The sequence below is a fragment of the Mesorhizobium sp. RCAM 06353 genome, from assembly GCF_059683585.1.
Map to the genome: position 1 here is coordinate 58890 of NZ_CM185031.1, position 25059 is coordinate 83948.

Sequence of the window (25059 nt, forward strand, 5' to 3'; positions counted from 1 at the left end):
GAGCATGATCTTGCCCGAAAACCGGCTTCCACTTTTCGGGATCATGCTCAGCCGCGCTGTGCGGCCTGTTCGTCGAGCTGACGCTGCACCTCACGCCGCTTGTTGGCGATCGAAGCGATGATGACGCCGACCGCGACGACGGCGATCAGGATGGTGCAGGCGGCGTTGATCTCCGGCGTCACGCCGAGGCGGACCTGGCTGTAGATTTTCATCGGCAGCGTCGTGGCGCCCGGGCCGGAGGTGAAGCTGGCGATGACCAGATCGTCGAGCGACAGCGTGAAGGCCAGCATCCATCCGGACACGATTGCCGGCAGGATGACCGGCAGGGTGATCTGGAAGAAGGTTTTTGCCGGCGTTGCGCCGAGATCCATCGCCGCCTCCTCCAGCGACCGGTCGAAAGACACCAGGCGCGATTGCACGACGACCGCCACGAAACACATTGTCAGCGTGATGTGGGCGAGCGTCACCGTGAAGAAGCCCCGGTCGAGACCAACGGCAACGAAGAGCAGCAGCAGCGACAGGCCGGTGATGACTTCCGGCATGACCAGCGGCGCAAACACCATGCCGGAAAACAGAACCCTGCCCCGGAACCGCGTGTAGCGCGTCAGGGTGAGTGCCGCCAGCGTGCCGAGCACGGTCGCCACCGTCGCCGAAATGACGCCGACACGCGCCGTGACCCAGGTGGCGTCCATGAGGCCCTGATTGTGGAACAGCGACACATACCATTTGGTCGAGAAGCCGCCCCAGACGGTGACGAGCTTGGATTCGTTGAAGGAGAAGACGATGAGCAGCACGATCGGCAAATACAGGAAGGCAAAGCCAAGCACGATCGAGGTGACGTTGAAACGGCTCCAGGTGGCGTTCATTTGCCCTGCTCCTGCGCCTTAGCCTGTGCCTGCTGAAAGAGCATGATCGGAACGGTGAGCAACAGCAGCAGGATGACGGCGACGGCCGACGACACCGGCCAGTCACGGTTAGCGAAGAACTCGTTCCACAACGTCTTGCCGATCATCAGCGTAGACGACCCGCCGAGCAGATCGGGGATGACGAACTCACCGACGGCCGGAATGAACACCAGCAGGCAGCCGGCAATGACGCCTGGCAGCGAGAGCGGGAAGGTGATCTTCCAGAAGGCTGCGGTCGGCGGGCAGCCGAGATCCTTGGCCGCCTCGATCAGTGAGTAGTCCATCTTTTCCAGCGACGAATAGAGCGGCAGCACCATGAACGGCAAATAGGAATAGACGATGCCGATGAAGATCGCCGTGTAGGTGTTGAGGATGACCAGAGGCTGGTTGATAATGTGCAGCGACAAGAGCAGTTGGTTGAGCAGCCCCTCGGGCTTGAGAATGCCGATCCAGGCATAGACGCGGATCAGGAACGAGGTCCAGAACGGCAGGATGACCAGCATCAGCAATGTCGGGCGGATCGTCGCCGGCGCGCGTGACATGCCATAAGCGATCGGGTAGCCGACGATCAGCGTCAGGACGGTTGAGATGGCGGCAATGATGACGCTCGTCACATAGGCCTTGAAATAGAGCGAGTCCTGCGTCAGCCAGACATAATTGTCGAGGTTGAGGTTGCGGAAGCCGGCGAAGAAGCCGGAGACACCGTCCCTGAAATCGAGCACCGGCGTGTAGGGCGGCATGGCAATAGCCGTCTGCGACAGTGAGATCTTGAAGACGATGACGAAGGGAATGAGGAAGAAGAACAACAGCCAGAGGTAGGGGACGATGATGACGAGCCGGTTGACGAAGCCGGCACCCAGGCGCGTCAGGAACGGCTTGGCGGCAGTCGATGGGGCCGCGGCATCTGTGACAGCGATGTTGGACATGTCAGCCCCCTACCGCGCCAGCACGACGCCGGCGTCCGGCCGGAAGGACACCCAGGCGCGGTCGTTCCAGGTCAGCGGATCCTCGGTCACGCGCGCCGCGTTCAAGGCGCTTGCCCTGATGATCTGCCCGTCATCCAGCCTGACGTGGTAAACGGTCATGTCGCCGAGATAGGCGACGTCGTAGACCTCGCCTTCCAGCGCATTGACGGCGTCCGCCGGCTTCTTCGACGAGACCCTGATCTTCTCCGGTCTGATGGCGAAGACGATATCGGAACCGGCTGCGGCAGCGGCGCTGTTTTCGACAACGATCTGGGCACCTGTCGCGCCGGTGATGCGGGTCGTGTTTGCCGTGCGCTCGGCGACCTTGCCCTCGAACATGTTCACATTGCCGACGAAATGGGCGACGAAGCGCGAGGCCGGGGCTTCATAGACTTCGGCCGGCGTCGCCACTTGCATCACCTCGCCCTTGTCGATGATGGCGATGCGATCGGCCATGGTCATCGCCTCTTCCTGGTCGTGGGTGACGACGACGAAGGTGAGGCCGAGGTTCTGCTGCAAATCCATCAGCTCGAACTGGGTCTCCTCGCGCAGCTTCTTGTCGAGCGCGCCGAGCGGCTCGTCGAGCAGCAGCACTTTCGGCCGTTTGGCGACCGAGCGGGCGAGCGCGACGCGCTGGCGCTGGCCGCCCGATAGCTGGTGCGGCTTGCGCTTGGCGAACTGCTCGAGCTTGACCAGCTTCAGCATCTCGGCGACGCGCTTTTCAATATCGGGCGCCGGCATGCCTTCCTGCTTGAGGCCGAAGGCGATGTTCTTCTCCACCGTCATATGCGGGAACAGCGCATAGGACTGGAACATCATGTTGACGGGCCGGCGATAGGGCGGAATGCCGCGCAGATCCTGGCCGTCGAGCAGGATGCGGCCTGATGTCGGCTCCTCGAAGCCGGCAAGCATCCTGAGCAGCGTCGACTTTCCGCAACCGGAGGCGCCGAGCAGGGCGAAGAACTCGCGCTCGAAGATGGTCAGCGACAAATTGTTGACGGCGGTGAAGTCACCGAACTTCTTGGTGACGTTGTCGAACTGGATGTATGGCTTGGCGTTCGGGTCGTTCCATGGCGCGAAATCCCTGCGGATGCTGCCAAGCGATTTCATATCCCCACTCCGTGCTTTTGTACTTCCCCAAAAAACGCGACCCCGGCAGTAGTCTGTCGGGGTCGTTTCAAATGCTTATTGGCCGGTGACGATCTTAGTCCAGGTGCGCGTGATGACGCGCTGGGTCTTAGGATCGTATGGGGAGACCGTGTAGAGCTTCTGCAAGGTCGCGTCGTCCGGATAGACGGCCGGGTCGCTCAGCAGGGCCTTGTCGACGAACTGCTGCGACGCCTTGTTGCCGTTGGCGTAGAGCACCGCGTTCGACGATTTGGCGATCACTTCCGGCGTCATCATGTAGTTGAGGAATTCATGCGCCTCGGCGACATGCGGCGCATCGGCCGGGATGGCCATCTGGTCGAACCACATCTGAGCGCCTTCCTTCGGCACGGAATAGCCGATTTCGACCCCTTGCTTGGCCTCGACCGCACGATTGCGGGCCTGGAAGACGTCACCGGACCAGCCGACCGCCAGGCAGATGTCGCCATTGGCCAGGGCGTTGATGTACTCGGACGAGTGGAACTTCCTGATGAAGGGGCGGACCTTCATCAGGGCTTCCTCGGCCTTTGCGATGTCGTCGGGCGAGGTGCTGTTCGGGTCGAGGCCGATGTATTTCAGCGCCGCGGGAATGATGTCAGCCGGAGAATCCAGCACGTAGACGCCGCAGTCCTTCAGCTTGGCGAGACTTTCGGGATTGAAGAACACGTCCCAGCTGTCGATCTTGTCGGTGCCAAGCGCTGCCTGCACCTTCTTGATGTTGTAGCCGATGCCGACCGTGCCCCACATGTAGTTAATCGAATACTCGTTGCCGGGGTCGTATTTGGCGGTTCTTTCCGAAACCGTGTCCCACATGTTGGAGAGGTTCGGCAGTTTCGACTTGTCGAGCTTCTGGAACACGCCGGCCTGGATCTGGCGGGCAAGGAAGTTGCCGCTCGGCACGACGACATCATAGCCGCTGCCGCCGGCGAGCAGTTTGGTTTCGAGGATCTCGTTGGAATCGAACGTATCGTAGACGACCTTGATGCCGGTCTTCTTGGTGAAGTCGTCGATGATCGTCGGGTCGATGTAATCGGACCAGTTGAAGACATTGACGACGCGGTCCTCGGCGTGCCCGGCAGGGGTGAACAATGTCAGAAATACCGAGGTTGCCGAAAGCCAGAGCGCTTTGCGGATCATGCTATTCTCCTTTGGTGAGTGTTCCATCGCCGGCTCGTCGCGACACGCGCGCGGCCGGGCATTTGTTTCAGACTATTGAGCTTTCCAGGGGACAACAAGCGCCAATTGGCGTGCCGGCCGCGGCCGCACAATTGTCCCGGACTGGGCAATTGTCCCGGACTGGAAGGAATCACGGTGCCGTCAGAAGCTTTCGCCGCCGCGCGGACAGAAATACAGAAATATGGACCGGTCTCGATCGGACCGGCGGGGAGACTTGGCAAGATGCGCCTGTCTTGTTGTTGCCGTGCTCACAGCCTGCCCGGGCGGCAGCAACGTTGTCAATGGCAAAGCTTCAGCGGCCTGCATCAATTCGGCGACGGCACCCCGGTGACCCCTGCCCGCTGCGGCCGTGCCTGGCGCTTGAACTCGAGCCCGATATGGACGAGCAGCGCGGTGACCACCACCGCGCCGCCGATGATGGTGCGCCCGGAAGGCACCTCGGAATGGATGAGCCAGACCCAGATCGGCCCAAGGATCGGTTCGAATGTGCCGAGCAGTGCCGCGATGGCGGCCGGGATCAGCCGCGCACCGGTGGCGAAGAAGGCGAGGCCAATGCCGAGATTGACCACGCCGAAAGCGAACAGAAAGCCCATGTCGCCGGCCGAGACTTTGAAAGTCGACGCTTGCGAGGCGGCAAAGCCCGCGGCCAGGATCGTGCCGAGGCAGGTCGCCGGCGTCATGCGCACGCTAGCGAACCGCCTTGTGATGACGGTGGCGATCGAGAACATGAACGCGATCAGCAGCGCCAGCCCATCGCCTATGGGCGAGACGGCGCCATCGAGCGATTCCGACACCATGATGGCAACGCCGGCGATAACGGCGGCGATCGCCACCCAGGTCATGACAGTCACTTTCTCACGAAACAGCGCCCATGCTAACAGGGCCGCCAGAAGCGGTACGCCGGCCTGCATCAAGAGGATGTTGGCGACGGTGGTGTAGGCGAGCGCCACGACGAAGGCGGTCGAGGCGATGGCGAAGCAGAACCCGACGGCAAGGCCAGGCAGGCCCATGTCGCGAAAGGATCTCAGCATGCCGCGCCAGCCGTCACGCCAGGCCATGAAGGAAAGCAGGAAGGCGGCAGCCCAGACGGAGCGCCAGAAGATAACCGTCCAACTGTCACCGACGGTGATGAAGCGGGCGATGGTGCCGCCGAAACTCCACATCAGCGCCGACAGGAAGACCAGAAGCATGCCGACGCGTTCCTCGCGCGGCGAGGCTGTCGAAGTAACAAGGCCGGGCGATGATGCTGCGTCTGTCATGGGCGCGACTGTCGAGCTTTTGTGGACGGGACGATGCGCAAGGGACGACAAAAAACTGCTCTGTTCGCGTAACGCAAAGACTTGAACCGCGGGTGATCCAGACACCGGCGACGATTGTGGCACCTTTGCTGCCGCGTTACTGGAAGTCGAAGGCGCTCAGGCCCGTCACCATCTCGTCGAGGCCGAGCGGACGCGTCACCGGCGGCTCGGCGCGCGCCAGGCAGCCGACGCGCTCGCAGAGCCGGCAGGCGGGTCCGACCTGTGTCGCCGCGACGGTGCCTTGCCCCGACTTTCCCGCGGCCGCCGCGCCGGGCAGAGCCGCGCCGTAGACAATGTCGTCGCGAAAGCCGATGTCGCAACCAAGCAGCAGCGCGGTGCGGCGCGGACGCTCCGAGAACGCGCCTTGCGGCCCTTCCAGCGTGCGGGCGATGCACAGGAACTCGGCGCCGTCAGGCATTTCCACCGCTTCGACGAAAATCTGGCCGGGCTGGGTGAAGGCGGCATGCACGGGCAGCTTGGGACATCCGCCACCGAAGCGGCTGTGCGGAAAGCCCTGGCTGCCGGCCCTGCGAAAGCGGTTCCCGGCATTGTCGACCTCCAGCATGAAGAAGGGCACACCCGGCGCGCCCTGCCGCTGCAGCATGGTCAGCCGGTTCGTCGCCTGCTCGAAGGAGACGCCGAAGCGCGAACGCAGGACGTCGATGTCGTAGCGGGCGCGAACGGCAGCCGCATGAAAGGCCTGGTAAGGCATCATCAGCGCATGCGCGGCATAGCGGCCGAGCTCGAAGCGGGCGAGGCGGCGGGCCTCGTCGGTGGTCAGCTTGAGTGCCTGGATCTGACCGGCGACCGCAACCGTCATGCGGATCAGGCAGGCCTCCATCGCCACCTCGCGCAGCTGATCGAACGGCGACAGCCGCTCAGACAGGAACAGGCGCTGCGAATGGCGATCGTAGCGGCGGCGCCAGTTCGGCATGGTGGCGACCGGCAGCACCTTGACGACGATGCCGTATTCGCGCCTCAGCCAGGCCTTCAGCGCACCGAACAAATCGTCGCCGGGATCGAGCACAGAAGTGAACGCCTCGGCCTCTTCCTCGAGTGCTGTAAAATGGTTCGACCGCCGCTCGAAGGTCTCATGCACCTCGTCGATCGGCAGGCGGGCACCGGACAGCGCCGTCGCTCGCCCCTCGCGCGCCAGGAGCTCGTTGAGGTCGGACAGCCGCTCGGCCTGCTCGCGATAGGCGCGGAATAGTTTTATCACCGCGGCGGACGCATTGGGCGCCGCCTCGGCAAGCTCGATCAGTTCCTGGTCTCCCGGCAATTCGCCGACCAGCAGCGGATCGGTGAACACCTCCTTCAAGGCGGCGACCGACCCCCTTGCCTCGCCTTGCAGCTCGTGCGGGTCGACCTTGTAGACGGACGCCAGCTTGAGGATCAGCTGCACCGTCAGCGGCCGCTGGTTGCGCTCGATCAGGTTGAGATAGGACGGTGAGATGCCGAGCCCCTCGGCCATCGCCGTCTGGGTCAGGCCCTTGGCATTGCGGATGCGGCGGATGCGCGGCCCGGCGAAAATCTTCTGGTCAGCCATCGACTGTCCTTGACAGGAATTTACACGACATTCACGGCAATCCCATTGCCCGCACGTTTTACAATTATGACAAATTTACAGGAGGCTTCTGTCAAACACAATACAGGTTTTCCCTTATATCCTGCCGTATTGGTTGATTTATCTGGCCCATTCCGCGCCGCAATGTAAATTCAGTCACATTCCAACGGGCCAAATGATTGGCCACCGGACAGAGTGCAGCAATCCTTCGGAGTGACCCATGACTGATTTTTACAACCTCGTTCCCTCGGCGCCGGAAGGCCGCTTCGACGGCATTGAACGTCCGTATTCGCCGGAGGATGTGAAGCGGCTGCGCGGTTCGGTGCAGATCCGCCAGAGCCTGGCCGAAATGGGCGCCAACCGGCTGTGGAAACTCATCCACGAAGACGATTTCGTCAACGCGCTCGGCGCCATGTCCGGCAACCAGGCGATGCAGCAGGTGCGTGCCGGGCTGAAGGCGATCTATTTGTCGGGCTGGCAGGTCGCGGCCGATGCGAACACCGCCTCGGCGATGTATCCCGACCAGTCGCTTTATCCGGCCAACGCGGCGCCCGAACTGGTCAAGCGCATCAACCGCACGCTGCAGCGTGCCGACCAGATCGAGACTTCCGAAGGTAACGGGCTTTCGGTCGAGACCTGGTTCGCGCCGATCGTCGCCGACGCCGAGGCCGGCTTCGGCGGACCACTCAACGCCTTCGAGATCATGAAGGCGTTCATCGAGGCGGGTGCCGCCGGCGTCCACTACGAGGACCAGCTGGCATCGGAAAAGAAGTGCGGCCATCTTGGCGGCAAGGTGCTGATCCCAACCGCCGCGCATATCCGCAACCTCAACGCGGCGCGGCTGGCAGCGGATGTGATGGGCACGCCGACGCTGGTCGTGGCGCGCACCGATGCCGAAGCCGCGAAGCTTCTGACATCCGATATTGACGAGCGCGACCAGCCCTTCGTCGACTACGCTGCCGGCCGCACCGTGGAAGGCTTCTACCAGGTCAGGAACGGCATCGAGCCTTGCATCGCGCGCGCCGTCGCCTATGCCCCTTACGCGGACCTGATCTGGTGCGAGACCTCGAAGCCCGACCTGGCACAGGCCAAGAAGTTCGCCGAGGGTGTGCGCAAGCACCATCCGGGCAAGCTGCTCGCCTATAATTGCTCGCCCTCGTTCAACTGGAAGAAGAATCTCGACGACGCGACGATCGCCAAGTTCCAGAGGGAACTCGGCGCCATGGGCTACAAGTTCCAGTTCATCACGCTCGCCGGCTTCCACCAGCTCAACTACGGCATGTTCGAACTGGCGCGTGGCTACAAGGCACGGCAGATGGCAGCCTATTCCGAGCTGCAGGAAGCCGAGTTCGCGGCGGAGGCCAACGGCTACACCGCGACCAAGCACCAGCGCGAGGTCGGCACCGGCTATTTCGACGCCGTGTCGATGGCGATCACCGGCGGCAAGTCGTCGACCACCGCCATGCATGAATCGACCGAGCACGCACAGTTCAAGCCGGCCGCCGAATAGCGGATCAGAAAACACCGAGGAAACGCCCAGCAGGGCTTCAGACACAGGAGAAGACCAATGGCATCGATAAGCCGCGTCAAGGAACGGGCAGAAGAACAATCGACCACGATGAGCGTCGACCAGCAGGCGACGATCCGGATGCTGGCCAACGACCTGCACAGGTTGAACCAGTCAGTGATGAAGGCGGTCGAGGCGGGCGTCTCGGTGGAACTCGTGCGCTCGGCCAGGCACCACGGCGGCGACGGCAATTGGGGCGATCTGCTGATCCCGGTGATCGTCACACAGCAAAGCCATGGCTGACCGGAAAGCGCTACAACCGGCCCTTCACCTGCGCAGCGTATGCGCAGGTGAATTTTATTTTTACGCAACCAATCCATGGACAGGGCAGTACAGTACTGTTGCTTGATTCCACTGTCGGAACAGGTGTTTCCAAAGGCCTTTTATTTCAACTTGACATGGGGGGCGATCTCACGCCAATTGTCGGCCAGATTCAACTCTGCATTGAAATAGGGGCGAGCTTCTTGGCCGACTTGGGTGCCCAGTGAGTAGCGAGGGCGAGACCGCGAAACATCCGAATCTGGTGACCCAGGATTCAAGCGCCGAGACGATCCGCAGTCCCTCGCAAGTGCTTGTTGTCGGGAAATCGCCGATCAATCGCGTGGTGGTGTCGAAGATCGTCGAGCGATCCGGGCTCAGGCCGATCTCGGAATCGCCCGATATGGCGGCGAAAACCTTGCGGACGCTGGTGCCAGGCGTGATTGTGCTGGACGGCGGCGCAGACAACAAGGACTGCGACACTCTGATGTCCGGCATCGAAACGTTGCGGCGGGCTTCGGGCAGATCGCTGCCTCCCGTCATCCTGCTTTCGACCCAGACTGGCACGCCGGAGAGCCTCGGCCTGTCGAGCGTGATTGACGTGGTGGTCGCCAAGCCGATCACGCCCGAGCGGCTGCAACCGGTGATCGATCGCCTGATCAGCCGCTAAGGCGCGTCCCACTGACGCGCTTCAGGTCATTGTTTCATGCATGTCGTTTTCCCAAAGCCGAGGTCACTTTGGGCGACATGCAAAGCGCGATCAACTTGTGATGTTTTGCACCAGCTCGGGCAATTGCCCGAGATCGGATATCTGGCGGAATCGCGGCTCGGCGACCGGCGCCTCGACATGCTCGAGCACCCAGGTCAGTTCGTGCGGCACATGGACACCCCAGCCACCGGCTTCGATGGCCGGCACCACGTCCGACTTCAGCGAATTGCCTACCATCATGCTCTTTGCCGGACCGTCACCGTGGCGGCTGAAGAGGCGCGCATAGGTCGCGGCATTCTTGTCGCTGACGATCTCGACCGCGTCGAACAGGTCGCCGAGGCCGGAGCCGGCCAGCTTGCGCTCCTGGTCGAAGAGGTCGCCCTTGGTGATCAGCACTAGGCGGTATGCGCCGGCGAGCTTTTCCACCGTCTCACGCACATGCGGCAGGACTTCGATCGGGTGGCTCAGCATCTCGCGGCCGGCGTCGAGAATCTCCGCTATGACCGAAGCCGGCAACCGCCCGTCGGTCACCTCGATGGCCGTTTCGATCATCGACAGCGTAAAGCCCTTGATGCCGAAGCCATAGACGGCAAGGTTGCGCCGTTCGGCCTCGAGCAATCGCGCCGAAATCTGTTTCTCCTCGCCATGGTCGGCAAGCATGGTGGCGAAGCGTTTTTCCGTCATGCGGAAGAACTGCTCGTTCTGCCAAAGCGTGTCGTCGGCATCGAAGCCGATGGTCGTCAGTTCGTTGTTGTTTCGCATCGATGTCTTCCGGTTGGGAGCCGCCCGAACCTAAGCCGACCGGCGCGATTTTCAACCTCGGCGGCAAATGCCGGCGGCGGCTCCCCTTCCCTTCCATAGGGGGGCACGGCTATACTCCGAAATCCGCAACCCAATCTGGTGAATGATGCCGCCTGCAAAAAAGGAAGTCCGTCCGTCGAGCCGCGGAGGACGGGCGCGCACGCCTGCCTTCGTGAAAAACCTGCGTGGTGTGAAGAACTGGAAGGAAGTCAGCGAATGGCTGCAATGGCGCGGCATCGAGGACATCGAATGCATCACGCCTGATCAGGCTGGCGTGGCACGCGGCAAGATGATGCCGTCGAAGAAATTCACCTCCAACACCTCGCTGGCGCTGCCTTCGGCCGTCTTCATGACGACGATTTCCGGCGGCTATCCCGAGGACGGCAATGGCTTCCACTATCCGGAAGACGACGGCGACCTCAAGCTGATGCCGGACCTGTCGACGCTGACGGTGGTGCCCTGGGAAGAAGACCCGACGGCTGCCGTCATCTGCGACCTCGTGCACCAGGACGGCCGCTCGGTCGAATTCACGCCGCGCAATGTGTTGAAGCGCGTGCTTGCCGCCTACGACAAGCTCGGCCTGAAGCCGGTTGTGGCGCCCGAGATCGAGTTCTACCTGGTGCGCAAGAACCCGGACCCCGACTATCCGCTCACCCCGCCAGTCGGCCGCTCGGGGCGCGCAATCGGCGGCGGCGCCGGCTATTCGATCGCCGGCGTCAACGAGTTCGACGAGCTGATCGATGACATCTACCATTTCTCCGAAAGCCAGGGCCTGGAGATCGACACGCTCATCCACGAAGAGGGCGCAGGCCAGCTTGAGATCAACCTGCGCCATGGCGACCCGATCGAGCTCGCCGACCAGGTGTTCATGTTCAAGCGCACCATTCGCGAGGCAGCACTCAAGCACGAAATCTATGCGACCTTCATGGCCAAGCCGATCCAGGGCCAGCCGGGCTCGGCCATGCATATCCATCAGTCGATCGTCGACAAAAAAACAGGCAGGAACATATTCTCGGCCGAGGACGGCTCGGAGACCGAAGAGTTCTTCCATTTCATCGGCGGCATGCAGAAGCATGTGCCGAACGCGCTGGTGATGTTCGCGCCCTACGTCAATTCCTACCGCCGGCTGACACAGGCGGCCTCGGCTCCGGTCAACAACAAATGGGGCTATGACAACCGCACCACGGCGTTCCGCGTGCCGCGTTCGGATCCTGCGGCGCGGCGCGTCGAAAACCGCATCCCGTCCTCCGACGCCAATCCCTACCTGGCGCTGGCGGCCTCACTTGCCTGCGGGCTGATCGGCATCACCAACAAGCTCAAGGCCGAACCTCCGGTGCTCACCACCGCCAACGCGCACGAGATCGACCTGCCGCGCAGCCTGCTCGAAGCGGTCGACCTGTTCGAGGGCGACGAGGAACTCTGCGCGCTGCTGGGCAAGTCCTTTGCCGCCACCTATGCGGCGATCAAGCGGGCGGAATTCGAGACATTCATGGAAGTGATCAGTCCGTGGGAGCGGGAGTATCTGCTGCTCAACGTCTGATCGATCATGAATTACCAATCTCCCATTTCTCCTGGCCGCTCGTGGTATGAAGACACGGCGGGGCCTAGACCCGAATACCCGGCGCTCGACGGCGACCGGACCTGTGACGTCGTCATCATCGGCGGCGGCTTTACCGGGCTGTCGGCGGCGACACATCTGGCCAAAGCAGGGACCAATGTGGTGCTCATCGAGGCCTATCGTTTCGGCGACGGCGCTTCGGGGCGCAATGGCGGGCAGCTCGGCACCGGGCAGCGCGCCTGGGCCGAGGATCTGGAGGCCGAATACGGTCTGTCCCGCGCCAAGGCGCTGTTCGATCTCGCCGAGGAGGCCAAGGCGCATCTCCTTGAATTCGCAGCCATCAACCAGATCGATGTCGACTATATGCCGGGCCAGCTCTCGGTGGCGCACAAGCCGCGCTATGTCGACGACTACAAGGCGCATGCCGAGATCATGGCCAGCCGTTTCTCCTATCCGCATATCTCCTTCATGGACGCGAAGGAGACGGCGGAGCGGCTGGGCTCGACCGCCTATTTCGGCGGCACGCGCGACACCGGCACCGGCCACATCCATCCGATGAAGCTGGTGATCGGCACGGCGCGGGCGGGGGCACAGGCCGGCGCGCAGCTGTTCGAAGGGACGCCATCGACGGGCATCATTTCAGCAGGCGGCAAAGTCAAGGTTTCGACGCCAACAGGTACGGTGACGGCCCAAAAATGCCTGATCGCGGTCAATGCCTATGGTGGTACACTCGAGCCGGTGAGTGCGGCGCACATCATGCCGATCGGCTCCTTCATCGGTGCGACGGTGCCTTTGGGGACAGATTCGAAAGTGCTGCCCGGCGGAGAGTCGGTCGATGATTCCCGCTTCGTCGTGCGCTATTTCCGCAAGTCGCTGGACGGCCGGTTGCTGTTCGGCGGACGCGAGGTCTATGGCGTCAATGACCCGAAGGACATCCACATCCATATTCGCCGTCAGATCGCCGAGCTCTATCCCGCGCTCAGGGATGTCGAGATTACCCATGGCTGGGGCGGCTATGTCGGCATCACCGTGCCGAGGAAGCCGTTCGTGCGCGAAGTGATGCCGAATGTGATCTCGGCCGGCGGTTATTCCGGCCATGGCGTCATGCTGTCGAACTTCTTCGGCAAGCTCTATGCCGAGACCGTTGCCGGCAACCGCGACCGGCTGAAGCTGATCGAGGATCTGAAAATTCCGGCATTTCCCGGCGGTCGACGCTTCCGCACACCGCTGCTTTTCCTGGCGCTCAACTGGTTCGCGCTGCGGGACAGAATCTAGTGCATGTCGCCCAAAAGTGGCACCCGGTTTTGGGAGACCGACATGCATGAAAACAAGGCCTGAAGCGCCCCGCCTGACTCCGTTTCAACGCGACGCGCTTCAGCCGGGATCAGATCGCCATCACGATCTCATGTAATATTGTAATATTCATTGTAACATTTGTTGCCCTAGCGGCACATTGCGGAAATCCCGTCAAAGGTGCAGAATCCCTTGTTACGGCGTACTGATGCCACAATCGCGGGCGAAAGGTTCCCGCTTCTGGGCGATTATTCGGGGATTGCCGCGGGCTTGCCCGTGTTGTTTTTGGGACCGATGCCGATCAGACGCCGGACTTCCGGCACCGATCGAAAGAACATTGGCCCGCGTATGGAGGTGGCGAGAGTGAGAGAGCCCTTCAGTTTCGGTACGCCGGAACGTCGGCGCTTTGCCATGCAGTTTGGATACGACATGCGGCCGTCCTTCTGGCAGGAAGTCCGTTCGAACTCGCATCTGGTGATTGCAGCGGTCGGCACCGCCGCGCTGCTCGGCGTGGCCGCAGTGGCGCTCTGGCTGGCACTGCCGACGAGCGAGCGGCAGGCAGCCGCCAGCCAGGAACAAAGCATTCCGACCATTCCGGTGAAAACGATGAAGATCGCCCCTGCCGGAACCACGGTGGCCGCGGCGGCGGTGCCGCAGGCGGCCCGCAAGTCCGACCAGGTTTCACCGACCGTGGCGGCGGCGAAAGCAAACATACAAGCGCTCGCGGCCAATGATCCTCGCTGGACCGGGGCACAGCCGAAGACCGCTTCCGCGGCTCCTGATGCCGATCAAGCAGCAGCCCCCAGCCAAATGGCAAACCAGGCTGAGCCCGCGCCGGACAAACCGGCCACCACGGCGGCATTCGTACAATCGGCGGCCGATACCGATGCCACCACCGAACTTGCCAAGGTTGCCGCACCAGCACCGGCCGCAGCCAGCAAGCCGGATGGCGCGCAGACCGCGGCCATTCCGGAGGTGCAGCCGCAAGCACCTGAACAAAAACCCGCAAATGCACAAGATGACAATGCCAAAGCGAAGCCGCGAAAGGTAGCGGCGGCGGGCAGCGGCCGTATCCTCAGGCCTGTGACCATGCGCAGTGCCCCGAAGAAGGGAGCTACCCCCATCGGTACAGTGCCTGCCCGGACTTCAGTGCAACTGATGGGCTGCAAGCAATGGTGCGAGATCGTCTACAACGGCAAGCACGGCTGGATCTACAAAAGCTACATCAAGCCCGGTCCATAAAAACCAAGACCTAAAGTCGCATGAATCCGTTTCAACGCGATGCGCTTTAGAAATATCCGCCGCCGAACAGGCGCCGCAACCGCTGCCACCGTCTGGCGCGCCTGCCTTGCCTGACATGGTCGCCATGCTGCTCGAACGGCACCTCATACAGGCCGCAGGTGGCGCAGCCCTCCCGTTTGCCGCAGACGGGAACCCAGCATTTGACCTCATGCGTCCAGGCGAGCGCGACGCGCTCCAGGTGAAGGTTTGAAGAGCTTTTGACGAGTATCAGTTCGCCCGGCACCGCCGTGTGCCTGATATGATCGGAAACTTCCTTCGGCGTGCGAAGCTCGACAAACCGGCCGCTGTCGCGGTCAGCCTGCCCCGCTCCCGAGCGATGTGCGTGGTCGCCGGTGTAGATCACCTGGTCCGCAATCTCCCGCGCGGTTTGGTATGCGGTGGCGTACTTCCTGTTCGAGCCGGAATAGTCCGAGATTTGGCCAAGCACGATGCGCTTTCGACCGACAGTGGCCTTGGCCAGCATGTCCAAGGCAAGGTCGATCGAGTGCCAAGGCGCCTTGGCGGCGTCGACAATGAAGTGCGGGCCACCTTCGGCGACGAGCACGGCACAACGATTGGCCAATGGCTGGAAAGTCGCCAGTTCTGCGGCAACCTTGTCCGGAGGGACGCCGAGTTCGAGCGCTGCTGCGACGGCAGCGGCGGTCGGCAGCCAGAAATGTTCGCCCGGAAACAGCGTCTTGAGTTCAAGCACGCCGCCGCGCCAGTGGATCGAAAGCGTCAGCCGATCCGGATAGGCGGCGTGGATGTCGGTGACACGATAGTCGGCCAGGTCAGCCGTGCCGAAGGTGACTACACGGCATCCGGCGCCGGCAGCCATGCCGGCCACAAGGGGATCGTCGGCGTTGAGGACGGCAAAGCCGTCCGGCCGCAGCGCTTCGACCAAGGCGCGCTTTTCCCCGGCAACATTCTCCACGGTCCTGAAACTGGCAAAATGCTCAAGGCGAACCATGGTGACCACAGCCACATGCGGCTGCAGCATTTCGGCCATCGGCCGGATCGTATCGACGCCATAGGCGCCGGCTTCGAAAACGACATAGTCGACCTCACCCGCTTGCTTCATGCGCTTGTAGAGCGTGCTGACCAGCGAGTTGATGGTGTTGGCGAGCACGCGTGCATAGGTCGGTCGATGGGCCGCCAATATGTGCCCAAGCAGCGCCGTGACGGTCGATTTTCCCGAACTGCCGGTGACGCCGATGAAGGTCGCCTTGCTTTTCGCCCGGGCGCGCCCGGCCCTGTAGACCTTGACGCGACGCTGCAAGTCTTCGCGAATCTTCCGCAATCTCGCGTTCATTGCGCCCCCTAGCCTCTGAAACACTAGGCCATGGGAACCTCAAGTCAAATGCGCTTCAGATGCAGCGGCCACCATCGACCTCCAGCGCCACCCCGGTGATGAAGGCGGCTTCATCCGATGCCAGCCAGAGTGCTGCATTGGCGATATCGAGCGGCGTCGACAATCGGCCGAGCGGGATCGAGGCGCGGAATGTCTCACGGATCTCGGGCGTGTCGGCGCCCATGAATTTCTCCAGCATGCCGGTTTCGCCGGCGACCGGGCAGAGGCAATTGACGCGGATGTTCTTCGGCGCGAGTTCCACCGCCATCGACTTGGTGGCGGTGATCGCCCAGCCTTTCGAGGCGTTGTACCAGGTGAGCCCCGGCCGCGGCCTGAGCCCCGCGGTGGAGGCCGTGGTCAGGATGACGCCGCCGCCTTGCCGCTCCATGATCGGCACCACGGCAAGGGCCGCGTGATAGATCGCCTTCATGTTGACAGCGGTGATCAGGTCGAAGGTCTCCTCGTCGACCTTGAGCATGTCGCCATTGCGGTGCGTAAAACCGGCATTGTTGACCATGATGTCGATGCGGCCGAAGGCGCTTTTTGCGGCATATACCATCTCGTCGAATTCGGAGCGCAGCGAAACATCTGTCTGGGTCCAGATCGCCGCCTCGCCGATCTCGCCGGCGACACGTTCGGCGCCCTTGGCATTGAGATCAGCAACAACGACCCTGGCGCCCTCTTCGGCAAAACGCTTGGCCATGCCTTCGCCGAAGCCGGATGCCGCGCCGGTGATGATGGCGACCTTGTTTTCCAGACGCATGCTTTTCCCGCTCATTGATGTCTTCCCGGAGCCAACAAGGCGACTGACCGCCTCGGCCCATGCCGCGACAGACAACGCGCCATTTCTCCCTTAGCTTTCGTCACATTCACGTTCTATGCTGCAACTGCGAAAGCTTCAGGAGTCTTCGTTCACCGACAAGCCTCCGGCAAGCGCCAGTGTCAAGCGCACAGGTGGACCCAATCAATATCCATCGATTGGTCCTCGATGTGACACCATGGCACTGGAAAATTTAAATCGATTAGAATATATCAGCCGCGTACTCGCGAGCGGCGTCAAAGCGGACAGACCATGACCAGCCAGATCATCCCCGTCGACCCTTTCGACTTCATCATTTTCGGCGGCACCGGCGACCTGTCGGAACGCAAGCTTCTGCCGTCGCTCTACTATCGCCAGCGTGACCATCAATTCTCCGAGCCGACACGCATCATCGGCACGTCGCGCTCGAAGATGAGCGACCAGGAATTCCAGGCCTTCGCCAGCCAGGCGATCTCCGACCACGTCAAGCCGGCCGATATCGACGCCAAGGAGCTGAAGACCTTCCTGGCGCGGCTTTCCTACGTCTCGGCCGATGCGACGACCGGCGCCGGCTTCGACAAGCTCAAGAAGGCGATCGGCGAGAGCGAGAGCATCCGCGCCTTCTACCTCGCCGTGGCGCCGGCGCTGTTCGGCGATATCTCGCACAAGCTCAAAGAGCACAAGCTGATCACGCCGAACTCGCGCATCGTGCTGGAGAAGCCAATCGGCCGCGACCTTGCCTCGGCGCGAGCGCTCAACGATCTGGTCGGCGACGATTTCCACGAAAGCCAGATCTTCCGCATCGACCACTATCTCGGCAAGGAGACGGTGCAGAACCTGATGGCGCTGCGCTTTGCCAACGCGCTCTACGAGCCGCTGTGGAACTCCGCCCATATCGACCACGTGCAGATCACGGTTGCCGAGACCGTCGGCCTGGAAGACCGTGTCACCTATTACGACAAGGCCGGCGCGCTGCGCGACATGGTGCAGAACCACATGCTGCAGCTGCTCTGCCTCGTTGCCATGGAGGCGCCGTCGTCGATGGACGCCGACGCCGTGCGCGACGAGAAGCTGAAGGTGCTGCGGGCGCTGAAGCGCATCAACGGCAACGAGGCGCCGAAGCACACGGTGCGCGGTCAGTACCGCGCCGGGGCGTCCGCCGGCGGGCCGGTGAAGGGCTATGTCGAGGAACTCGGCAAGGACAGCAACACCGAGACCTTCGTCGCCATCAAGGCCGAGATCGGCACCTGGCGCTGGGCGGGCGTGCCGTTCTACCTCAGGACAGGCAAGCGGCTGGCGACCCGGGTTTCGGAAATCGTCATCGAGTTCAAGCCGATCCCGCATTCGATCTTCGGCGACAGCGCCGGACCGATCTTCGCCAACCAGCTGGTCATCCGGCTGCAGCCCGACGAAGGCGTCAAGCAATATATCATGATCAAGGATCCGGGCCCAGGCGGCATGCGACTGCGGCAGATCTCGCTCGACATGAGCTTCGCACAATCCTTCGACGGCCGCGCGCCCGACGCCTATGAACGGCTGATCATGGATGTCATCCGCGGCAACCAGACCCTGTTCATGCGCCGTGACGAGGTGGAAGCCGCATGGAAATGGATCGATCCGATCCAGAATGCCTGGGAAGGCGCCAAGCAGGAAGCGCAGGGCTACACGGCGGGCACATGGGGGCCATCGGCCTCGATAGCGCTGATCGAACGTGACGGGCGGACATGGCACGAGAGCAATTGACCAGCGCCAGCTACAACTGGAACGCTTTCCCCGACCGGCCGCAACTGGCGGCGGCGCTGGCCGGCCGCGTTGCCGATCGCCTCACCAAGGCAATCGCCGAGCGCGGCACGGCCGTTCTGGCCGTCTCCGGCGGCACGACGCCGGCAAAGTTCTTCGCCGCCCTTTCGGCGCTGCCGATTGCCTGGGACAGAGTGATCGTGACGCTGGTCGACGAGCGTTTCGTGCCCGCCTCCTCGCCCCGCTCCAATGCCGGGCTGGTGGCCGCCAATCTGTTGCAGAACGCAGCCAAGGCGGCGCGTTTCGTGCCGCTCTACCATGAGGCATCAGGCATCGAGGATGCAGCGGCATCCGATGACGCCGCATTGCGATCCCTGCCCTGGCCGCTCGATGTCGTGGTGCTCGGCATGGGGCCGGACGGCCACACCGCCTCGTTCTTTCCCGATGCCGACGATCTGGCAAAGCTGCTCGACCCGGCCTCGGACAGGATCATCCTGCCCGTTCATGCGGCAAGTGCTGGCGAACCGCGGCTGACCCTGACGCTGGCGCGGATCATCGATGCCGGGTTCATCGCGCTGCACATAGAGGGCGAGGACAAGCGCACCGCCTTTGACGGTGCGGTCGCGCCCGGGCCGCGAAAGCCGATCCGTTCCGTACTCGACGCCGCACCCAGGCCAGTAGAGGTTTTCTGGGCACCCTGATTTGTAGATTTACTGTGGTCCCGGCAACGGCGGGAGGATGTTTCCGGGACCTCGCCTGAAAGGACCGACCGCCATGACCGCAAGACGCGACATCGAAGCCATCACGGAGCGCATCCGCCAACGCTCGAAGGCAGGGCGTGAGCGCTATCTCGGCCGCATCACTGAGGCATCGAACCAGACCGCCAACCGGTCGGTGCTGTCCTGCGGCAACCTCGCCCATGGCTTTGCGGTGTGCAGCCCCTCGGAAAAGCTGGCGCTCGGCGCCGACAAGGTGCCCAATCTTGGCATCATCACCTCCTACAACGATATGCTGTCGGCGCATCAGCCCTTCGAGACCTTCCCCGCCCTGATCAAGGAGGCCGCGCGCGAGGCCGGCGGCATCGCCCAGGTCGCTGGTGGCGTGCCGGCAATGTGCGACGGCGTCACGCAGGGCCAGCCCGGCATGGAATTGTCGCTGTTTTCGCGCGACGTGATCGCCATGTCGGCCGCGGTCGGCCTGTCGCACAATATGTTCGACGCCGCCGTCTTTCTCGGCGTCTGCGACAAGATCGTGCCCGGGCTGGTGATCGCGGCATTGACCTTCGGCCATCTGCCGGCGGTGTTCATCCCGGCCGGGCCGATGACGACCGGCCTGCCCAACGATGAAAAGGCCAAGGTCCGGCAGCTCTATGCCGAAGGCAAGGCGGGTCGTGCCGAACTTCTGGAAGCCGAGTCCAAATCCTACCATGGGCCGGGCACCTGCACCTTCTACGGCACGGCCAACTCGAACCAGATGCTGATGGAGATCATGGGCCTGCACACGCCGGGCGCCTCCTTCGTCAATCCCGGCACGCCGCTGCGCGAGGCCTTGACGCGCGAGGCGACCAAGCGGGCGCTGGCGATCACCGCGCTCGGCAATGCCTATACGCCGGTCGGGCGCATGATCGACGAGCGCTCATTCGTCAACGGCGTCGTTGGCCTGCATGCCACTGGCGGCTCGACCAACCACACCATTCACCTCATCGCCATGGCGGCGGCTGCGGGCATCGCCCTGACCTGGCAGGACATTTCCGACCTGTCGGAAGCCGTGCCGCTCCTGGCGCGCGTCTACCCGAACGGCCTTGCGGACGTGAACCATTTCCACGCCGCCGGCGGGCTTGGCTTCCTGATCCGCGAACTGCTTGACGAGGGTGTCCTGCACGAGGATGTGCAGACGGTGTGGGGCGAAGGCCTGCGGCCCTACGCGGTCGAGGCAAAGCTCGGCGCCGACGGCTCCGTGGTGCGTGAGGCCTCGCCGCAGGCAAGCGGCGACGAAAAGGTGCTGGCGCCGTTCCACAAGGCCTTCCAGCCGACGGGCGGCCTGAAGGTACTGGCAGGCAATCTCGGCCATGCCGTCATCAAGACCTCGGCCGTCAAGCCGGAACGGCGCCTCATCGAGGCACCGGCCAAGGTGTTCGACAGCCAGCAGGGCCTGAACGACGCGTTCAAGGCGGGCACGCTGACCGGCGATTTCATCGCCGTCATCCGCTTCCAGGGTCCGAAGGCCAACGGCATGCCGGAACTGCACAAGCTGACCACCGTGCTCGGCATCCTGCAGGATCGCGGCCAGCGCGTGGCCCTGGTCACCGACGGGCGCATGTCTGGCGCTTCCGGCAAGGTGCCGGCGGCGATCCATGTGACGCCGGAAGCGGTCGAGGACGGGCCGATCGCCAGGATCCATGACGGTGACATCATCCGCCTCGACGCCGACGCCGGCACGCTCGAAGTGTTGGTGCCGGGGACGGAGTTCGCGCTGCGCCGCACCGCCGAAGCCGATCTCATCGGCAACGAGTTCGGCTTCGGCCGCGAGCTTTTCGCCGGGTTCCGGCAGCTGGTCGGCCGCGCCGACCACGGCGCCAGCGCATTCGGAACCGCCTGATCGTCTTCCGGATTTTCAACAAAAAAGGGCGGCCTTGAGCCGCCCTGTTTTGCTTGCCCAGTTGCAGCAATTCCAGGAAAAGTGTGAGCGGTTTTCCGTCCGGAATTGCTTCAAAACAAAGAGTTAGAGCGGTTCGCCGTTTCCGTGAAACGGCGAACCGCTCTGGATGCTACTCGACTTTGAGCTCACTCCGCTCGCCGGCCTTGACCGTAAAAGGTGTTTCCTTGTCGGCCTTGTCGGTGGTGAAATTGGTCACGAGCACGTAGTCGCCCGCCGCCAGCGTGGTCTGCATCTTTTCGCCATAGGCGTAGGTGACCTGCTTGCGCTCGCCCTGGATATTCTTCTTGGCCTCAAAGATCTTGAAGCCGTCAGCGCCTGGCGCGTCGACCGCCAGGACACCCGCGTTCAGCGTCACGTTGACATCGGTCATCTGCCCGACCGTCACGCTGAAAGGCTGCTCCGCGGACACGGCCTGCACATCGACGCTCATCACATAGTCGCCTGGAGGCAGATCGAACTGGCTGTCCGGGCCGTAGGCGTAGGTCACCTGATCGCGCGTCCCGTCGAGCTTCTTGGCCGCCTTGAACACCTTCCAACCCACATCGGTCTCGGCCTTCTCCCCGCCCTGCGTATAGAAAGCGTTGGCCTTGGCCTTGCCGACGCCGACAATCATGTCCTTGTCGACGACCTGGCCGGCGACAAGCTGCATGGTCTCGCTCACCTCGCCGGCTCCCAGCTTCACGGTGACCTTGGTCTCGCCGACCGGAACGACGTATTTGACCTCGCCGTAGTTGCTGTCCGACGTGCCGCCGGGATAGGCGATGCTGATCTGCGCATTGCGGTCGACATCGGCCCCAGGCGCCGGCCGGGCATGGATGGAGATCTGCGCGGCGTTCAGGTTGAGCGCAAGCTCGGTTGCCTTGTCGGCTGTCAGCGAAACCTTCTGCTCGGTCTTAGCGGCACCACTTGAGGCGACGACGATGTAGTTGCCGGCAGCAAGATGGAACTTGACGACGTTATAGCCGGAATCGACGTGCTCGCCGCTGGCCCCCTTGGCATCGTCCTTGAAGATTTCATAGTAGACGTCGATCTTCGGCACCTCGCCGCCCTCTTTCAAGAATGCTTGCGGGATGAGGTTGTAGTCGACCTCGGCTGCCTTCGGTTCCGGCGCGGGAGCCGGTGCTGGTTCAGGAGCCGGCGCAGGGGCTGGTGCCGGCGCGGCGACGGTTTCGACCAGCGCTTCCTGCAGCGCCTTCTCGTCGGAGGCCTGGATGTACTTGCCGCCGGTGTTTTCGGCAAGGCAGGCGATCTGCTTGCCTTCGTCGGCGGTCAGGCCGAAGCCGACGACGTCGGCGGTGAAGTCGACGCCGGACGCCTCGAGTTCCTTGCCTAGCGCACAGGGGTCGCCGCCGCAGGTTTCGAGCCCGTCGGTGATGAGGACGACGGTCGCCTTGTCCTCGGTGTATTTCAGCGCTTCGGCCGCCTGCTTGACGGCCGCCGTCAGCGGCGTCTTGCCGAGGAATTTCAGACTGTCGGCGGCATCCGTGATGGCGCTTGCCGAACCCGCCTGAGGCGGCACGATCAGCTGGATGTCGTCGCAGCTGCCCTTTTCGCGATGGCCATAGGCCATGAAGCCGATCTCGTCGTCGGCGGGAACCGATTGAAGCACGGTCCGCAGCGACTCCCGGGCGATTTCGAGCTTGGGCTTGCCGTCGATCTGCGCCCACATCGAGCCGGAAGCGTCGAGAATGATGATGACCTTGTTTGCGGCAAAGCCGAACGTCGTCATGAACAACAGGAGGATCGCCGCAGCGACGCCCCGCGCAAATACCGCCATCGAAATCTCCTGAGTTAGCCCCCTAGTCCGCACAGGGAAGCTATTTGACGCCGCGTCAGGACACAAGCCCGGGGCGCCGCCATCTCATTCAGGTGCCCTGAGCGGGAGCGAGCGTTCGTGGCGGGCAGCGGGCGTCGCGAGCCCAGACCGGAGTCCGGCTCAGTAGGTGGTGCGGCGCTCTTCCGAGGGCGGCCGGCCAAACTGCAGGCGGTAGCTCTGGGCAAAATAGGAATGCGAGGTGAAGCCGGTCGCGATCGCCACGTCGAGGATCGGCATGTTGGTCTGGCGCAACAATTCACGCGCCCGCTCCAGCCGCAGCCGCATGTAATAGCGGCCAGGCGTGACGTTGAGGTGGCGCAGGAACAGGCGCTCCACCTGGCGCACCGAAAGGCCGGCCGATTTGGCGAGTTGCACCGCCGAAAGCGGTTCGTCGAGATGGTCGGCCATCAGTTCGACGATGCGCCTCAGCTTCTCCGACTTGCCGGTCAGGTCGCGTTCCGGCCCGACGCGCTGGCGGTCGCCGGCCGAGCGGATGCGCTCGTGCTGGAACTGGTTGGCGACGCCATTGGCGAGGTTCGAGCCGAAATCGCCGCGCACGATCTCCAGCATCAGGTCGATCGAGGTGGTACCGCCGGCGCAAGTGTAGCGCTTGCGGTCGATCTCGAAGACATTGCCGGTGCAGTTGATGTCGGGAAAGCGTTCCATGAAGCCGGCGCGGTTTTCCCAATGGATGGTGCAGCGGTAACCGTCGAGCTGTCCGGCCTCGGCCAGCAGGTAGGACCCGACCGACAGCGCGCCAAGCGCGTTGCCGCGCCGGCCCCAGCTGCGCAGCGCCGCCAGAACCTTGCTCTTGCCGGGGAATTCCGTCGTCAGGCCGACCGAGACGAAGAGGATGTCGACCGGCGGCAGGTCGGCGACGGCGTAGTCGATCTTGAGCGGCAGACCGTTGGATGCCATCACCGGGTCGCCGTCGGCCGACACCGTGGTCCAGCCATAGAAATCGCGGCCGAGCAGGCGGTTCGCCGAACGGAAGGTGTCGATCGCGGCGGCGAGCGAGAACATGGAAAACTTGTCGACCAGCAGAAAGGCGAACTGCCGGCCACCTTGAACGGGATCACTCGTGACCGGCCGTTCCGGGGAAATGGTGGGGTTCGGCAAAACTGGCGCTTTCAGGGTCAACCCGGGCTCAGAAGGAGGGCCGCTTCAATCCGGCCGCAAGGTAGGCAGAAGCTAACGTATTGGCCATCAGCATGGCAATGGTCATCGGCCCGACACCGCCGGGCACCGGCGTGATGGCGCCGGCTTCCTTGGCCGCCTCGGCATAGGCGACGTCGCCGACGAGGCGCGACTTGCCCTCGCCCTTCTCGGGCGCGGGAATGCGGTTGATGCCGACATCGATGACGGTGGCGCCGGGCTTGACCCAGTTCCCCTTGATCATCTCCGGCCGGCCGACGGCGGCGACAAGAATGTCGGCGGTGCGGGCAAGCGCCGGCAGGTCCTTGGTGCGGCTATGGGCGACGGTGACGGTGCAGTTGGCGGCAAGCAGCAGATTGGCCATCGGCTTGCCGACGATGTTGGAGCGGCCGACGACGACGGCGTTGAGGCCGGACAGGTCCTTGCCGCGCACGCGCTCGATCAGAAGCATCGAGCCGGCGGGCGTGCAGGGAACGAAGGCCGTGTCGAGTTCGCCGGTGCCGAGCTTGCCGACATTGATGAAATGGAAGCCGTCGACATCCTTCTCCGGCGCGATTGCCTGGATGATCTTGCCGGCATCGACATGGGCAGGCAGCGGCAGTTGCACCAGGATGCCGTTGATCGCCGGATCGGCGTTGAGGTCGCCGATGATCTTGAGCAGCGCCTCCTCGGAAGTTTCGGCCGGCAGCGTGTGCTGGAGCGAGTGGAAGCCGCATTCCTTGGCGGTGCGCGACTTGGACGCGACATAGACCTGGCTCGCCGGATCCTCACCGACGATGACGACGGCGAGACCGGGCTTGGCCTTGCCCTTGGCGACCAGCTCGGCGGTCAGGGTCTTGACCGTCCGCACCACATCCTCGGCAACGCTCTTTCCGTCAATCACTTCGGCCATGAACCATCCTCAACCCTGTTTCGCCTCACGCCAATTTCGGGAACACAATGCAACGGCGCCGGCAACATGCAGCGCGGCATTGTCACGAAAATTCCGGCACGCAATCCCGTCAAAGCGCCGTCCCATG

The 25059-nt window shown here is 63.1% G+C and carries 21 protein-coding genes; 9 read left to right on the forward strand and 12 right to left on the reverse strand.

Annotated elements, in window-relative coordinates:
- Nucleotides 1–47: 47 nt before the first annotated feature.
- From AC56QX_RS00215 to AC56QX_RS00240, 6 genes are all read right to left on the reverse strand, one after another.
- Nucleotides 48–866 carry an ABC transporter permease gene (locus AC56QX_RS00215; protein WP_019860323.1) on the reverse strand — a complete coding sequence of 273 codons (819 nt, stop codon included), beginning with the start codon at nt 864–866 and terminating at the stop codon, nt 48–50.
- Nucleotides 863–1831: an ABC transporter permease subunit gene (locus tag AC56QX_RS00220; protein ID WP_497113127.1), complete on the reverse strand. Its 969-nt coding sequence runs from the start codon at nt 1829–1831 to the stop codon at nt 863–865. The genes AC56QX_RS00215 and AC56QX_RS00220 overlap by 4 nt, the downstream gene beginning before the upstream one ends.
- 9 nt (nt 1832–1840) lie before the next feature.
- Nucleotides 1841–2980: an ABC transporter ATP-binding protein gene (locus AC56QX_RS00225; RefSeq protein WP_497113128.1), complete on the reverse strand. Its 1140-nt coding sequence runs from the start codon at nt 2978–2980 to the stop codon at nt 1841–1843.
- A 75-nt stretch (nt 2981–3055) separates the two neighbouring features.
- Complete coding sequence (locus AC56QX_RS00230) at nt 3056–4153, reverse strand: polyamine ABC transporter substrate-binding protein (RefSeq protein ID WP_497113129.1); 1098 nt, start codon at nt 4151–4153, stop codon at nt 3056–3058.
- Between the two features lie 344 nt (nt 4154–4497).
- Nucleotides 4498–5451, reverse strand: a complete 954-nt coding sequence (locus AC56QX_RS00235) for a DMT family transporter (RefSeq protein WP_497113130.1) — start codon at nt 5449–5451, stop codon at nt 4498–4500.
- Between the two features lie 136 nt (nt 5452–5587).
- On the reverse strand, nt 5588–7036 hold the full coding sequence (locus tag AC56QX_RS00240) for a helix-turn-helix domain-containing protein (RefSeq protein ID WP_497113132.1): 1449 nt from the start codon (nt 7034–7036) through the stop codon (nt 5588–5590).
- Between the two features lie 238 nt (nt 7037–7274).
- Here AC56QX_RS00240 and aceA point away from each other — a divergent pair, with 238 nt between their 5' ends.
- From aceA to AC56QX_RS00255, 3 genes are all read left to right on the forward strand, one after another.
- Nucleotides 7275–8564, forward strand: coding sequence for an isocitrate lyase (gene aceA / locus AC56QX_RS00245; protein ID WP_497113133.1), 1290 nt, complete (start codon nt 7275–7277; stop codon nt 8562–8564).
- 57 nt (nt 8565–8621) lie between these two features.
- Nucleotides 8622–8864: an SMc00767 family acetate metabolism repressor gene (locus tag AC56QX_RS00250; RefSeq protein WP_006202762.1), complete on the forward strand. Its 243-nt coding sequence runs from the start codon at nt 8622–8624 to the stop codon at nt 8862–8864.
- 280 nt (nt 8865–9144) lie between these two features.
- Entirely contained in the window at nt 9145–9549 is a 405-nt protein-coding gene (locus AC56QX_RS00255) for a response regulator (RefSeq protein ID WP_497113134.1), read from the forward strand.
- 90 nt (nt 9550–9639) lie between these two features.
- Here the strand turns inward: AC56QX_RS00255 and AC56QX_RS00260 are convergent, their stop codons facing one another.
- Nucleotides 9640–10350, reverse strand: a complete 711-nt coding sequence (locus tag AC56QX_RS00260) for an HAD family hydrolase (protein WP_497113136.1) — start codon at nt 10348–10350, stop codon at nt 9640–9642.
- A 142-nt stretch (nt 10351–10492) separates the two neighbouring features.
- Here AC56QX_RS00260 and AC56QX_RS00265 point away from each other — a divergent pair, with 142 nt between their 5' ends.
- The 3 genes from AC56QX_RS00265 (at nt 10493) to AC56QX_RS00275 (ending at nt 14482) form a co-directional block, all read left to right on the forward strand.
- The gene (locus tag AC56QX_RS00265; RefSeq protein WP_477223995.1) at nt 10493–11929 is read left to right on the forward strand and encodes a glutamine synthetase family protein; all 1437 of its coding nucleotides are present in this window, start codon (nt 10493–10495) and stop codon (nt 11927–11929) included.
- A gap of 6 nt (nt 11930–11935) precedes the next feature.
- A complete protein-coding gene (locus tag AC56QX_RS00270; protein ID WP_497113138.1) occupies nt 11936–13222 on the forward strand; it encodes an NAD(P)/FAD-dependent oxidoreductase in 1287 nt (428 codons plus the stop codon).
- A gap of 381 nt (nt 13223–13603) precedes the next feature.
- A complete protein-coding gene (locus tag AC56QX_RS00275; protein WP_497113140.1) occupies nt 13604–14482 on the forward strand; it encodes an SH3 domain-containing protein in 879 nt (292 codons plus the stop codon).
- 46 nt (nt 14483–14528) lie between these two features.
- Here the strand turns inward: AC56QX_RS00275 and AC56QX_RS00280 are convergent, their stop codons facing one another.
- Both AC56QX_RS00280 and AC56QX_RS00285 read right to left on the reverse strand, forming a co-directional pair.
- Nucleotides 14529–15833, reverse strand: a complete 1305-nt coding sequence (locus tag AC56QX_RS00280) for a Mur ligase family protein (RefSeq protein WP_497113142.1) — start codon at nt 15831–15833, stop codon at nt 14529–14531.
- Between the two features lie 55 nt (nt 15834–15888).
- Nucleotides 15889–16635, reverse strand: a complete 747-nt coding sequence (locus AC56QX_RS00285; protein WP_497118051.1) for an SDR family oxidoreductase — start codon at nt 16633–16635, stop codon at nt 15889–15891.
- A 309-nt stretch (nt 16636–16944) separates the two neighbouring features.
- Between AC56QX_RS00285 and zwf the strand changes: the two genes are divergently transcribed.
- From zwf to edd, 3 genes are all read left to right on the forward strand, one after another.
- Nucleotides 16945–18414, forward strand: a complete 1470-nt coding sequence (gene zwf, locus AC56QX_RS00290) for a glucose-6-phosphate dehydrogenase (protein WP_497113143.1) — start codon at nt 16945–16947, stop codon at nt 18412–18414.
- Complete coding sequence (gene pgl, locus AC56QX_RS00295) at nt 18396–19112, forward strand: 6-phosphogluconolactonase (protein ID WP_497113144.1); 717 nt, start codon at nt 18396–18398, stop codon at nt 19110–19112. Before zwf ends, pgl begins: the two co-directional genes overlap by 19 nt.
- Before the next feature lie 73 nt (nt 19113–19185).
- A complete protein-coding gene (edd, locus tag AC56QX_RS00300) occupies nt 19186–21009 on the forward strand; it encodes a phosphogluconate dehydratase (protein ID WP_497113146.1) in 1824 nt (607 codons plus the stop codon).
- Nucleotides 21010–21178: 169 nt separating this feature from the next.
- On the opposite strand, the gene AC56QX_RS00305 is transcribed toward edd, so the two are convergent.
- The 3 genes from AC56QX_RS00305 to folD all read right to left on the reverse strand — a co-directional run bounded on the left by AC56QX_RS00305 (nt 21179) and on the right by folD (nt 24932).
- On the reverse strand, nt 21179–22846 hold the full coding sequence (locus AC56QX_RS00305) for a vWA domain-containing protein (RefSeq protein ID WP_497113149.1): 1668 nt from the start codon (nt 22844–22846) through the stop codon (nt 21179–21181).
- A 159-nt stretch (nt 22847–23005) separates the two neighbouring features.
- Nucleotides 23006–24004 (reverse strand): GlxA family transcriptional regulator, encoded by a 999-nt coding sequence (locus tag AC56QX_RS00310; protein WP_032938715.1) that lies wholly within the window; start codon nt 24002–24004, stop codon nt 23006–23008.
- 28 nt (nt 24005–24032) lie between these two features.
- Nucleotides 24033–24932, reverse strand: a complete 900-nt coding sequence (folD, locus tag AC56QX_RS00315; protein WP_497113151.1) for a bifunctional methylenetetrahydrofolate dehydrogenase/methenyltetrahydrofolate cyclohydrolase FolD — start codon at nt 24930–24932, stop codon at nt 24033–24035.
- Nucleotides 24933–25059 lie beyond the last annotated feature (127 nt).